Consider the following 12,402-nt stretch of genomic DNA (forward strand, 5'->3'; position numbering starts at 1 on the left):
ATCGATAGTGCTACCGGCCCCGCCGCCCCAGCCAAACTGCGCCGGCCAGCACCAGCAGCGCCCCAACTGCCAGCGCCCCTATCGTTACGTCCGGCCCGAAAGCCTTGCAGGAACAACTCTGGAAAACGGGCCGGCCGTTGATGCGCAGCCGGCGGCGGCAGAAGGCGCAGGGCGTCAGGCTGGGGTCTAGCTGGCCCGGCAGGGGCCACTGGTCGCGGGGTTCAAGGGAGTAGCTCATGCCGCTTGATACTGCCGCTGACCTAATTGTAACCTATCAAAAATCCCCGCTTCCGAATTTGGAAGCGGGGATTTTTGATAGGTCAATTTTACGCTAATTCTACTTGGCCGGTACCTTGTAAATAGAGACCGGGCCGCTTAACGTAGCTGGGCAGTGGCTCCATTACTATGGCCGCCAGCCGAAAGCTGGAATTGGCGAATTGGGGTCGATATGGTGTTGTCTGTGGGTGGAGGGTAGAGATACGCACAAACTAGCCTAACTGGAAGTGCAGACGTGGCTGCACCAAATAGAAGGGACGATTCTTGGTTATTTCACAGAGGGCTTATAATTGACATCAAGCCGCTTAAGATAGTCTGCCAAGGGGCCTAAGCCGAACTCGGCGCGGCGTTCATCCACGTGGGCCTCGTCGTCGATAGGTGCTACCTCCTTTTTCTTGGTTGTTGTGTTTAAGCGTATCTGCGTCCCGAACATCTGGGGTTTATTTATCAACACAAGCAAATTATCCTGCATGTACACATACCCCATCGGCGACAGGTCGCCCTGCAGTGTGGCTTGCCTTATCATAGGCAGATATTTTTCCTGTATGGGTAGGGGAGCCTGCTGAATAGTTAAGAATGCGGCCAAACTTCCAAAATGACCCACCTTCTGCTTTGAGGGCTAGCCTTGTTCATCCAGGATGCCACTAACCACTTGAAGATGGCGCGCATTGGCCTCCTCAATTTGCTGGATTATCTTTTTAAACTGTGGTGACTTTGCACCGGCAGATAGCTCAATCGAATCCTTTTGCGCGCGCAGGCGCTGGTGTGTTGCAAAAACTTCCTCCAGTTGTTGTTGCATCGGGTTTTTAAGTCCAGCTTGGGCGGGTGCAGACTCCTGGCGGGCGGCGGCCACAAGTGCCGGCCAGCGCTGATCAGAACGTAGGGTCTGCAGGTCCTTATCATATTGCAGTTTCTCGGAGTTACGCCAACCAGCGGATATTGCTTTGTCGAGATTCTGAAATGCTTTATTGTTGTCGCCTGCCAGCGCCCAAGAGCAAGCAGCATTGTAGAAATCCCACCTAGTGATACGGGCAGGATATTGCTGAAATGCCTGCTCAAATAATTGGCCGGATGATAAATAATTTTTGACTTCGTAGGCTGCTTGAGCCTGCTTACTGAGACTGGAGAATGCATCTTGGGCAAGCAGCGAGTTACTGAATAACAAAAGGGTAACAAGCAGGCTGGTGATTTTTTTCATGTGTGTCAGATAGGAATAAATGAAGCAACTGCCCTCAAACACTAGTGATTGAGGGCAGTTGCGAAATAGAAACTGGTAAGAAGAAAAAACCGACTATTTAAAAGTCCTCGTCGAGCGAGAAGGCGTTTTCGGTCCGCTCGCTCATCACGCCGGCCTTCTGGTACTCGGCCACGCGCTTCTCGAAGAAGTTGGTTTTGCCCTGCAGCGAAATCATTTCCATGAAATCGAACGGGTTGGTAGCGTTGTAAATCCGGCTGTAGCCCAACGATTCGAGCAGGCGGTCGGCCACAAACTCGATGTACTGGTTCATGCTCTTGGCGTTCATGCCAATCAGGTTCACCGGCAGCGCGTCGGTCACGAACTCCTGCTCAATCTGCACCGCGTCGCGGATGATTTCCTGCACGCGGGCCTCGGGCAGCTTGTTCTGCAGGTGGTCTTTGTAGAGCAGGCAGGCGAAGTCGCAGTGCAGGCCCTCGTCGCGCGAAATCAGCTCGTTGCTGAACGTGAGGCCGGGCATCAGGCCCCGCTTCTTCAACCAGAAGATGGAGCAGAACGAGCCCGAGAAGAAGATGCCCTCCACGGCGGCAAAGGCAATCAGGCGCTCGGTGAAATTCTCCGAGTTGATCCACTTAATGGCCCAGTCGCCCTTTTTCTTCACGCAAGGCACCGTTTCGAGGGCGTTGAAGAGGTAATCCTTCTGCTTGGGGTCTTTGATGTAGGTGTCAATCAGCAGCGAGTAGGTTTCGGAGTGGATGTTTTCCATCATCACCTGGAACCCGTAGAAGCAGCGGGCCTCAGCCATCTGCACTTCCTGCATGAAGTTGATGGCTAGGTTCTCGTTCACGATGCCGTCGGAGGCCGCGAAGAAGGCCAGCACGTGCGAGATAAAGTGCCGCTCGCCGTCGTTGAGGTTTTCCCAGTCCTTCTGGTCCTGGCTCAGATCAATCTCCTCAGCGGTCCAGAAAGAGGCCTCGGCCTTCTTGTAGAACTGCCACACATCATCGTGCTGAATGGGAAAAAGAACGAAACGGTTGGGGTTTTCGGTGAGTAGAGGTTCCATGCAGACGGGGTGAAAGGCGGAAAATGGCGGTGCCGGGAGGGTTACGTTTGGCTAACCCGGCATCGAAGGCAATGTTTGACTGCTTCTCCGCGCGGCTCGAAACCAAAGATAGCCCGACACTTTGGGAAAGGCGACCCCGCACCACTATTTTTCGCCACCCCGCCGCTGGTCGGCCGCGAACCCGCTCCGAACTGGGGCCACCGGGGCAGTTACGGGGTAAAGAGGCCCGAATCAGGCTTTACGGTAGGGTGGGAGTGAGAAAAGCGGAAATAGTTATCCACATTTGCCCTGTGGACAATGATAGTTATCCACAAAAAGTTATTCGCGTACCCGTCGGCGCGTTCGTTGGAGAAGTGCGTTTGGCGGCTGCCAGGATAGGGGGGATGAGGTTTAGTTAGTTAGAGTTTGGATATGTGAAACGTTACGGGTACTTTTGCCTTCCAATTTTCAGAAACACCAAGACGCCGATGTACGCAATTGTCAACATAGCCGGGAAGCAGACCAAGGTCGAAGCCAATAAATTTGTATACGCCCACCGTTTGGCTGGCAACATTGGCGACGAGGTGCAGCTGGGCAAAGCCCTCCTGACCGATGATAACGGAACCCTCACCATCGGCTCGCCGCTGCTGGACGTGACCGTAACCGGCACCATCCTCGCCCACGTAAAGGGTGATAAGGTGCTCGTATTCAAGAAGAAGCGCCGTAAGGGCTACAAGAAGCTGAACGGTCACCGTCAGCAGTTCACCAAAGTAATGATCAACAGCATCGCCTAGTTTAGAGCTTAGTTGTTAGCGCATAGTGCTTAGGCCGTAAGGTTGAGCAACGCATGCCGACAAAAACTAAGCTCCATTATCTAAGCACTAAGCTCCAAAAAAATGGCACATAAGAAAGGCGTAGGTAGCTCCAATAACGGCCGCGAATCGGAATCCAAGCGCTTGGGCGTTAAGATCTTCGGCGGTCAGTCAATCATTTCCGGCAACATCATCGTGCGTCAGCGCGGCACCAAGCACCACCCCGGTCAGAACGTGGGCATGGGCAAGGACCACACCCTGTTCGCTATGATCGACGGCACCGTGCAGTTCCGCAAGGGCCGCAAAGACCGTTCGTTCGTGTCGGTAGTAGCCGGCGACGTAGTTGCTTCGGAGGTTCACACCTCGGCTCCTGCTTCGGCCGAAGCGCACGACAACGCATAGTTTCTGAACTGTAAGCTGATGGCTTATAGCTGTTAGCTTCCGTTCAAAAAGCAAAGCCCCTGCCGGCTCTTCTCTTTCCAAGGAGGAGGGCCGGCAGAGGCTTTCAGAGTTAGGTGTTGAACTGACTGGTCAGGAACGGTGCAGGGGCGGGGCTTGTCCCCGCCCGCCATGCGCGCAATTCCACCGATAACCGTTCAACGGCGGGCGGGGAAAGCCCGCCCCTACATGAGTAGCAAATTCCAATCAGTCAACAGCTCGCAAAAACACAAATACCTCATCCTCGCCCAGCCGGAACTGCTCGTGCAGGCCGCACAGGCCCAGCTTGGGCGCGGGCACACCACCGCCGAGCCGCTTGCGGGCCCGGATGACGCGGGCTTCGTCCCAGAGTCCATCTTTGAGCAGCGAGTTGAGTACCGTAGTTCCGCCCTCCACCAGCACCGATTGTACCTGCCGCTTGTGCAGCTGCTGCAGCATCTGCGGAAACAGATCTTCAGCCTCCGAGAGCACCACATATTCCACGTTGGGGCGGCTGGTCCGCTCGCGGTAGGTGAACACCAGCGTGGGCTGGGTCCCATCGAACAAATAATGCGTGGGCGGTAGGCTCAGGTTTTTGTCGATGACCAGGCGGAGCGGATTCTGGCCGGGCCACTCGCGCACATTCAGGCGGGGGTTGTCGTGCAGAGCCGTGCGGGTGCCCACCAGAATGGCCTGCTCCTCAGCCCGCCACTGGTGCACCGCCACCCGGCTCTGCTCGCCACTAATGGCCACCGACTGGTAGTAGGGCCCTGCCAGGTAGCCATCGGCGGTTTCGGCCCACTTGAGCACCACGTAGGGCCGCTGCTGCTCCTGGGCCATGAAGAAGCGCCGGTTCAGCCAGCGGCCCTCGGCCTCCAGCACGCCGGTTTCTACTTTGATGCCGGCCTCGCGCAGCTTCGCGATGCCCCGGCCGGATACCAGCGGGTTGGGGTCAGGGCTGCAGATGATTACTTCGGCCACCCGCTTCTCGATGAGCAGGTCGGCGCAGGGCGGCGTTTTGCCGTGGTGGGCGCAGGGTTCGAGCGTGACGTACACCCGGCTCTGGGGCAGCAACTCGGGCTCCGTAACGCTGTTGATAGCGTTTACCTCGGCGTGGGGGCCGCCGTACTGCCGGTGCCAGCCCTCCCCAATAATGCGGCCTTCGTGGGTGATAACGCAGCCTACCAGCGGGTTGGGGCGGGCGTAGCCGGTGCCCAGCCGGGCTAGGTCGAGGGCGCGGCGCATCATCAGCAGGTCGAATTCGGAAGCAGTAAACGGCATGAGCAAGCGGGTAAGGTAGAGGCAGGGTCGGGGCGGTGAAGATACGTGCCCCACCCGAACCTGACTGGTGGCCAGGCCCCGGCTTTCGGCCGTACTTTTGGGGCATGCCCACGCTCCACCAACTCGCTACCGACCTCAGCACCGCCCTGCAAGCTCTCTACGAAGTGCCCGAAGCCGAGGCCATGGCCGCGCAGGTGCTGGAACATCTGTTGGACCTGACGCCCCTGCACCGGCGGATGCGTGCCGCGGAGGAAGTGGGAGCAGATGAACGCCTGGCCGCGCTGCCCGGAATTCAGGTCCGGCTATTGTGCCATGAGCCGTTACAGTACGTGCTGGGCACGGCTCATTTCGCCGGGCTGGAACTGGAAGTAACGCCCGCCACGCTCATTCCGCGCCCCGAAACCGAGGAGCTGGTAGAGCTGATTGCCCGCGAGCAGCGCGGCCGCTCAGGGCTACGTGTGTTGGATGTGGGCACCGGCTCGGGCTGCATCCCGCTGGCGCTGGCCGAGCGGCTACCAGGTGCTCAGTTCACGGCCGTTGATGTGTCGGCCGAAGCCTTGGCGGTGGCCCGGCGCAATGCGGTTCGTTGCGGGGTAGCAGTGGATTTTCAACAGGTGGATATCCTGCAGGCAAGCCCCCGGCTGGCCGGGCCGCTGGATGTGCTGGTGAGCAACCCGCCTTACGTAATGGAGAACGAGCGGCCCCTGATGCGGCCCAATGTGCTGGCCTACGAGCCCGCCACCGCCCTGTTCGTGCTCAACCACGACCCGCTGCTGTTCTACCGCCGCATCGCCCAACTGGGCCAGGAGCTGCTGGCGGTCGGCGGCGTGCTATACTTCGAAATCAATGAGCAGTTTGCCGCTGAAACGGAGGAGCTGTTGCGCGAGCTGGGGTACGCGGCCGTAGCGAGCCACCAAGATATTTTCGATCGGCCCCGCCTAGTGCGGGCTACCTGGGAAGGCAAGGTATTCTGAGAGTGAAAAGCCGTGCATCTGGAAAGCGGGCGGGCTTTTTCAACTGCTGCCTGCCACCTTTCAAAAGGTGACTTCCCAGCAACTCAACTCGCTGCGCTAAAACTTCCCCGCCCAAAGCCTTACCTTTGCCGGCTCAATTATTGCCGGCCCCGCCTGCCCGTATGACCGAAACGCTACCTGCCTATTACGCCCACCCGACTGCCGTCATCGACGAGGGGTGCCGGATTGGGGCGGGGTGCCGCATCTGGCACTTCTGCCACGTAAGCGCCGGCGCGGTGCTGGGCGAAGGCTGTAACCTGGGCCAGAACGTTTTCGTAGCCGATGGCGTGAGTTTAGGCCGCAACGTGAAAGTGCAGAACAATGTGAGCCTCTACGCCGGCGTAGAGTGCGCCGACGACGTGTTCGTGGGCCCTTCCGTAGTGTTCACCAACGTGCGCAACCCCCGCGCCGCCGTGCCCCGCCGGGGCGACGACCACTACCTACCCACCCGTCTCGGACGGGGCGTGAGCGTTGGGGCCAACAGCACCGTGGTGTGCGGCGTTGCCTTGGGCGAGTACGCCTTCGTGGGGGCCGGCTCGGTGGTAACGCGCGACGTGCTGCCCTACGCTCTGGTGTACGGCAACCCCGCCCGCCCCCGCGGCTGGATGAGCACTCACGGCCACCGGCTGGCCTTCGACGCCGCCGGCCGCGCCACTTGCCCCGAAAGCGGCCAGCAATACCAGCTTACCAACGGCCACGTTTCATTGCTCAGTTGATAGTAGCGCAGTTGTCAGAAAAGCAGACAGCCCGTCATTCCAGCCTCCCAGACCTCAAGTCCCCAAGACCCTATACCGTGTACGACCAACTAGTTAACAAGCAGGCCAAGCTGGCCGTTATCGGCCTCGGCTACGTGGGCCTGCCCATTGCCCTCGAATTCGCCCGCAGAATCGAGGTCATCGGTTTCGATATCAATGCCAAGCGGGTTGAGATGATGCGCAACCACGTGGACCCGAGCGGCGAGCTGGTGGCCGCCGACTTCGACGGTTGCGACATCAAGTTCACTGACTCGCTCGACGTGCTGCGCGAGGCCACGTTCTTCATCGTGGCCGTGCCCACGCCCATCGACGAGCACGCCCAGCCCGATTTGCGGCCGTTACTCGGCGCGTCGTCGTCGGTAGGCAAAGTGCTCAAGAAGGGCGACTACGTGGTGTTTGAAAGCACCGTGTACCCCGGCTGCACCGAAGACGACTGCATTCCGGTGATGGAAAAGCACTCGGGCCTGAGCTTCGCCAATGGCGACTTCAAGGTGGGCTACTCGCCCGAGCGCATCAACCCCGGCGACAAGGAGCACACGCTCAGCAGCATTATAAAAGTGGTGGCTGGCTGCGACGCGGAGTCGCTGGAAGACATTGCCAAAACTTACGAGCTGGTAGTGAAGGCCGGCGTGCATCGGGCCAGCTCTATTAAGGTGGCCGAGGCCGCCAAAATCATCGAAAACACTCAGCGCGACGTGAATATTGCGCTGATGAACGAGCTGTCGATGATTTTCGACCGCATGAACATCAACACCTATGAGGTGCTGGAAGCGGCCGGTACGAAGTGGAACTTCCTCAAGTTCTCGCCCGGTCTGGTGGGCGGCCATTGCATCGGCGTCGACCCCTACTACCTCACCTACAAGGCCAAGGAGCTGGGCTACGATGCCAAGGTGATTCTGTCGGGGCGGACCACCAACGACAACATGGGGGCCTACATCGCCCGCAAAACGGTGCAGATGATCATCAAGAAGGGCAAGGACGTCGCCAAAAGCCGCGTGCTGGTGATGGGCGCGACCTTCAAGGAAAACGTGGAGGACATCCGCAACTCCAAAGTCGCCGACGTGATTCAGGAGCTGAAAAACTACTCGGTGAACGTGGACATCGTGGACCCGCACGCCGATTCCGACGAACTGTTCCACGAGTACGGGTTCCGCCTGACGCCCGCCGCCGAGGTGCGCACCGACTACGACGCCGTGGTGGTAGCCGTTGGTCACCAGCCTTATACCGAGCACGACGAAGCCTACTTCCAGTCCATCACCAACGACGACGCGGTGTTGGTCGATATCAAGGGCCTGTTCCGCGGCAAGGTGCAGGAGATGCAGTACTGGAGCCTGTAAATATTCAGCTAACAGCTAAAAAGATGCAGAAGATACTGGTAACGGGCGGAGCGGGCTACATTGGCTCGCACGCGGTGGTGGAGTTGTATCAGGCCGGTTTTCAGCCGGTTATCGTGGATAACTTTGTGAACTCACAGGAATCGGCGCTGGCCGGGGTGGAAAGTATCCTGGGGGTGAAGGTGCCGCTGCACCGCATCGATTGCAACGACGCCGAGGCGCTGCGGGCCGTGTTTGCCGAGGAAGGTAGCCTGCGCGGTGTGATTCACTTCGCGGCCTACAAAGCCGTGGGCGAGTCGATGGAAAAGCCGCTGGAGTACTACCAGAACAACGTCGGCTCGCTCTTAACGCTGCTAACGGTGATGCGCGAATTTGGGGTGGAGGCGTTGGTATTCTCGTCGTCGTGCACCGTGTACGGTATTCCCGACGCGCTGCCGGTAACGGAACAAACACCTACCAAAATAGCCAGCTCGCCCTACGGCGCCACCAAGCAGATGTGCGAGGATATCGTGCGCGACGTAGCCGCTGCGCCGGGCAACTCGCTGCGTACCATTCTGCTACGCTACTTCAATCCGATTGGGGCGCACGCTTCGGCTAAAATTGGAGAGCTGCCGTTGGGCGTACCCCAGAACCTGATTCCATACGTAACCCAGACGGCCGCCGGCATCCGTGAGCAGCTGACCATCAACGGCGACACCTACGACACGCCCGACGGCACCAACATCCGCGACTACGTGCACGTAGTGGACCTGGCCAAGGCCCACGTAGTGGCCGTGCAGCGCCTGCTAGCCGGCACCGGCGACATGGTGGAGACCTTCAACGTAGGCACCGGTAGCGGCAATTCAGTACTTGAAGTGGTGCAGGCTTTCGAGCGCGCCACCGGCGTCAAGCTCAACTACCGCATCGGCCCGCCCCGCTCCGGCGACGTGCCTGCCATCTACGCCGACGTAACCAAGTCGGTGCAGGAATTGGGCTTCCAGACGTCTTCCTCGCTGGAAGAAGCGTTGGCCAGCGCCTGGCAGTGGCAGCTTTCTTTAGTTAATAGCCAATAGCTGTTGGCTGATAGCTTGGCGTTCCAGTGTATCATTCAAAAAGCTGATAGCTAACCGCTATCAGCTAAAAGGTTAAAACTATGAAAATCATCATCACCGGCGGGGCCGGCTTCATTGGGTCGCATGTGGTGCGCCTGTTCGTGACCAAGTACCCGGAGTACCAGATTCTGAACCTGGATGCGCTGACGTACGCTGGTAATCTGGAGAACCTGCGCGACGTGGAAACGGCGCCCAACTACCGCTTGGTAAAGGGCGATATTACGGACCAGGCCTTCGTAGATGAGCTGTTTGCCCGCGAGGAGCCCGACGCCGTGATTCACCTGGCTGCCGAAAGCCACGTCGACCGTAGCATTACTGACCCGTTGGCCTTCGTGAAGACCAACGTGCTGGGCACGGTGCACCTGCTGAACGCGGCCAAAAACCTGTGGAAGCCGCTGGGCTACGAGGGCAAGGTGTTCTACCACGTGAGCACCGACGAAGTGTACGGCTCGCTGGATTTCGGCCCCGAGATGTTCACCGAGGACACTAGCTACGACCCCCGTTCGCCTTACTCGGCCTCCAAAGCAGCCTCCGACCATTTCGTGCGGGCCTGGTACCACACCTACCACATGCCGATTAAGCTGAGCAACTGCTCGAACAACTACGGCCCCAATCACTTCCCCGAGAAGCTCATCCCGCTGGCCCTGCACCGCATCCAGAACGGCGAGGCAATTCCGGTGTACGGCAAGGGCGAGAACGTGCGCGACTGGCTGTTTGTAAAGGACCACGCCACCGCCATCGACGCCGTGTTCCACAAGGGCACTGTGGGCGAAACCTACAATATTGGCGGCGTGAATGAGTGGGCCAATCTGGAGCTGATTCACTTGCTTTGCGATACGCTCGACGAGAAAACCGGAAAGCCACAGGGCACCTCACGCCAGCTTATCAAGTTCGTAACCGACCGCGCCGGCCACGACCTGCGCTACGCTATCGACTCCAGCAAAATCATGAACGAGCTGGGCTGGAAACCGTCCGTTACGTTCGAGCAGGGCCTGGGCCTTACTGTGGACTGGTACCTCGAAAACCAGCAGTGGCTCGACAACGTGACCAGCGGCTCTTACCAGGATTACTACCAAAAGCAGTACAACCGCTAGGTCAAAAAAAACGTCATGCTGACGAAGGAAGCATCTCTACCGCTTCGTTGCAATGGTTGAATTACTTGCTCGGTAGAGATGCTTCCTTCGTCAGCATGACGTTTTAAATCAACCATGTACGAAACTCCTTTTCACGACCGGCCGCTCGATAACCTGAGCTTCCTCGTAACCGGCGGGGCCGGCTTCATCGGCTCGAATCTGGTGGAATATCTGCTCAAGTATGGCGCGAAAGAGGTGCGCGTGCTCGACAACTTCTCCAACGGGTTCCGTAAGAACGTGGCGTTGTTCGAAAGCAACCCCGCGCTACGCGTTATTGAGGGCGACATTCGGGACCGGCAGACTTGCATTGACGCCTGCCAGGGCGTGGATGTGGTGCTGCACCAAGCCGCGCTGGGCTCCGTGCCGCGCTCCATCAACGACCCGATTACGAGCAACGACGTGAACGTGGGCGGCTTCGTGAACATGCTGGTGGGCGCCAAAGAAGCCGGCGTGAAGCGGTTCGTGTACGCGGCCTCGTCGTCGACCTACGGCGACCATCAGGCCCTGCCTAAGGTGGAGGACCGCATCGGCAAGCCGCTGTCGCCCTACGCCGTAACCAAGTACGCCAATGAGCTGTACGCCGACGTGTTTGGCAAGACCTACGGCATGGAAATCATCGGCCTGCGCTACTTCAATATCTTTGGCCCCCGCCAGGACCCGAATGGGGCGTATGCGGCCGTTATTCCGCTCTTTATTGATGCGGTGCTCGAAGGCCGTCCGCCCCGCATGAACGGTGACGGCGGCCAGACCCGCGACTTCACATTCGTGGAAAACTGCGTTCAAGCCAACATAAAAGCGGCGCTGGTTGAGAATAAGGAAGCGGTGAACCAAGTCTACAACGTGGCCGTGGCCGACCGCACCTCGCTCAACGACCTGTTCAATATCCTCAAAGCCGAAGCTGGCTCCGACATCGTGCCCGAGTATGGCCCCGACCGCGCCGGTGATATCCGCGACTCGCTGGCCGACATCTCGAAAGCTAAAAACCTGCTCGGCTACGAGCCCAAAGTGCGGATTCAGGAAGGCCTGCAGAAGACGCTGGACTGGTTTAAGACCCATCCGGAGTTTATTGCGGAGCGCAATTAGTAGAACGTCATGCTTCGGCAAGCGGACGCCAGATGAAGCATGACGTTCTTTCATTCAAAAAACAAGATTCTAACACCTCAGATATGAAAGGTATTATCCTCGCCGGCGGCTCCGGCACCCGACTGCATCCGCTTACGTTGGCCGTATCCAAGCAGATGATGCCCGTGTACGACAAGCCGATGGTGTACTACCCGCTGTCGATTCTGATGATGGCGGGCATCCGCGAAATCCTCATCATCACCACGCCCCACGACCAGGAGCAGTTCAAGAAGCTACTCGGCGACGGCTCGAAGCTGGGCTGCCGCTTCGAGTACGTGGTGCAGGAAGTGCCCAACGGGCTGGCCCAGGCGTTCGTGCTGGGTGCTGATTTCATCGGTACCGATAAGGTGGCGCTGGTGCTCGGCGACAACATCTTCCACGGCGAAGGCATGGAGGAGCTGCTCAAGAGCAACAACGACCCCCAGGGCGGCGTGGTGTACGCCTACCATGTACACGACCCCGAGCGTTACGGTGTGGTGGAGTTTGATGCCAACAACAAGGCCCTCAGCATCGAGGAGAAGCCGGAAAAGCCCAAGAGCAACTACGCCGTACCGGGCCTGTACTTTTACGACAACGACGTGGTGCAGATTGCCCGCGACCTGAAGCCCAGCCCGCGCGGCGAGTACGAAATCACCGACGTCAACCAGGAGTACCTGCGCCGGGGCAAGCTGAAAGTGGGCATTCTGGGCCGCGGCACCGCCTGGCTCGATACGGGCACTTTTGAGAGCCTGATGCAGGCCGGCGAGTTCGTGCGCGTGCTGGAGCAGCGTCAGGGCCTGAAGGTGGGCTCGATTGAAGAGGTGGCGTACCGCCAGGGCTTCATCGACGCCGACCAGCTGCGTACCATTGCCGAGCCGTTGCGCAAAAGCGGCTACGGCGACTACCTCATGCGCCTGCCCGAGCAGCTGCTGATGTAGTTTTTAGAAGTGGG

14 protein-coding genes are annotated in these 12,402 nt (G+C 58.8%); 9 read left to right on the forward strand and 5 right to left on the reverse strand.

The window, feature by feature from the left end; all coding sequences use genetic code 11:
* Positions 1 to 10 precede the first annotated feature (10 nt).
* From D0N36_RS01555 to D0N36_RS01570, 4 genes are all read right to left on the reverse strand, one after another.
* On the reverse strand, positions 11 to 238 hold the full coding sequence (locus D0N36_RS01555; RefSeq protein WP_116939302.1) for a hypothetical protein: 228 nt from the start codon (positions 236 to 238) through the stop codon (positions 11 to 13).
* Positions 239 to 544: 306 nt separating this feature from the next.
* The gene (locus D0N36_RS01560; RefSeq protein WP_317191425.1) at positions 545 to 880 is read right to left on the reverse strand and encodes a DUF6624 domain-containing protein; all 336 of its coding nucleotides are present in this window, start codon (positions 878 to 880) and stop codon (positions 545 to 547) included.
* A gap of 15 nt (positions 881 to 895) precedes the next feature.
* Positions 896 to 1,474, reverse strand: coding sequence for a TPR end-of-group domain-containing protein (locus D0N36_RS01565; RefSeq protein WP_116939304.1), 579 nt, complete (start codon positions 1,472 to 1,474; stop codon positions 896 to 898).
* Between the two features lie 97 nt (positions 1,475 to 1,571).
* On the reverse strand, positions 1,572 to 2,534 hold the full coding sequence (locus D0N36_RS01570; RefSeq protein ID WP_116939305.1) for a ribonucleoside-diphosphate reductase small subunit: 963 nt from the start codon (positions 2,532 to 2,534) through the stop codon (positions 1,572 to 1,574).
* A 467-nt stretch (positions 2,535 to 3,001) separates the two neighbouring features.
* On the opposite strand from D0N36_RS01570, the gene rplU reads away from it, so the two are divergent.
* Positions 3,002 to 3,307, forward strand: a complete 306-nt coding sequence (rplU, locus tag D0N36_RS01575) for a 50S ribosomal protein L21 (RefSeq protein WP_116939306.1) — start codon at positions 3,002 to 3,004, stop codon at positions 3,305 to 3,307.
* A 102-nt stretch (positions 3,308 to 3,409) separates the two neighbouring features.
* On the forward strand, positions 3,410 to 3,727 hold the full coding sequence (gene rpmA / locus D0N36_RS01580) for a 50S ribosomal protein L27 (protein ID WP_019946837.1): 318 nt from the start codon (positions 3,410 to 3,412) through the stop codon (positions 3,725 to 3,727).
* A gap of 243 nt (positions 3,728 to 3,970) precedes the next feature.
* Here the strand turns inward: rpmA and ribD are convergent, their stop codons facing one another.
* Entirely contained in the window at positions 3,971 to 5,023 is a 1,053-nt protein-coding gene (ribD, locus tag D0N36_RS01585; RefSeq protein WP_116939307.1) for a bifunctional diaminohydroxyphosphoribosylaminopyrimidine deaminase/5-amino-6-(5-phosphoribosylamino)uracil reductase RibD, read from the reverse strand.
* A 104-nt stretch (positions 5,024 to 5,127) separates the two neighbouring features.
* Here ribD and prmC point away from each other — a divergent pair, with 104 nt between their 5' ends.
* From prmC to rfbA, 7 genes are all read left to right on the forward strand, one after another.
* Positions 5,128 to 5,997, forward strand: a complete 870-nt coding sequence (prmC, locus tag D0N36_RS01590; protein WP_116939308.1) for a peptide chain release factor N(5)-glutamine methyltransferase — start codon at positions 5,128 to 5,130, stop codon at positions 5,995 to 5,997.
* A 161-nt stretch (positions 5,998 to 6,158) separates the two neighbouring features.
* Complete coding sequence (locus tag D0N36_RS01595) at positions 6,159 to 6,752, forward strand: acyltransferase (protein WP_116939309.1); 594 nt, start codon at positions 6,159 to 6,161, stop codon at positions 6,750 to 6,752.
* A gap of 77 nt (positions 6,753 to 6,829) precedes the next feature.
* Complete coding sequence (locus D0N36_RS01600; RefSeq protein WP_116939310.1) at positions 6,830 to 8,128, forward strand: nucleotide sugar dehydrogenase; 1,299 nt, start codon at positions 6,830 to 6,832, stop codon at positions 8,126 to 8,128.
* Between the two features lie 23 nt (positions 8,129 to 8,151).
* Entirely contained in the window at positions 8,152 to 9,177 is a 1,026-nt protein-coding gene (gene galE, locus D0N36_RS01605) for a UDP-glucose 4-epimerase GalE (protein WP_116939311.1), read from the forward strand.
* Between the two features lie 80 nt (positions 9,178 to 9,257).
* Complete coding sequence (gene rfbB, locus D0N36_RS01610) at positions 9,258 to 10,310, forward strand: dTDP-glucose 4,6-dehydratase (protein WP_116939312.1); 1,053 nt, start codon at positions 9,258 to 9,260, stop codon at positions 10,308 to 10,310.
* Between the two features lie 114 nt (positions 10,311 to 10,424).
* Positions 10,425 to 11,432, forward strand: coding sequence for an SDR family oxidoreductase (locus D0N36_RS01615; protein WP_116939313.1), 1,008 nt, complete (start codon positions 10,425 to 10,427; stop codon positions 11,430 to 11,432).
* 83 nt (positions 11,433 to 11,515) lie between these two features.
* The gene (rfbA, locus tag D0N36_RS01620; RefSeq protein WP_116939314.1) at positions 11,516 to 12,388 is read left to right on the forward strand and encodes a glucose-1-phosphate thymidylyltransferase RfbA; all 873 of its coding nucleotides are present in this window, start codon (positions 11,516 to 11,518) and stop codon (positions 12,386 to 12,388) included.
* Positions 12,389 to 12,402: the final 14 nt, after the last annotated feature.

This window comes from Hymenobacter lapidiphilus (genome assembly GCF_003417065.2).
Classification (GTDB): domain Bacteria; phylum Bacteroidota; class Bacteroidia; order Cytophagales; family Hymenobacteraceae; genus Hymenobacter.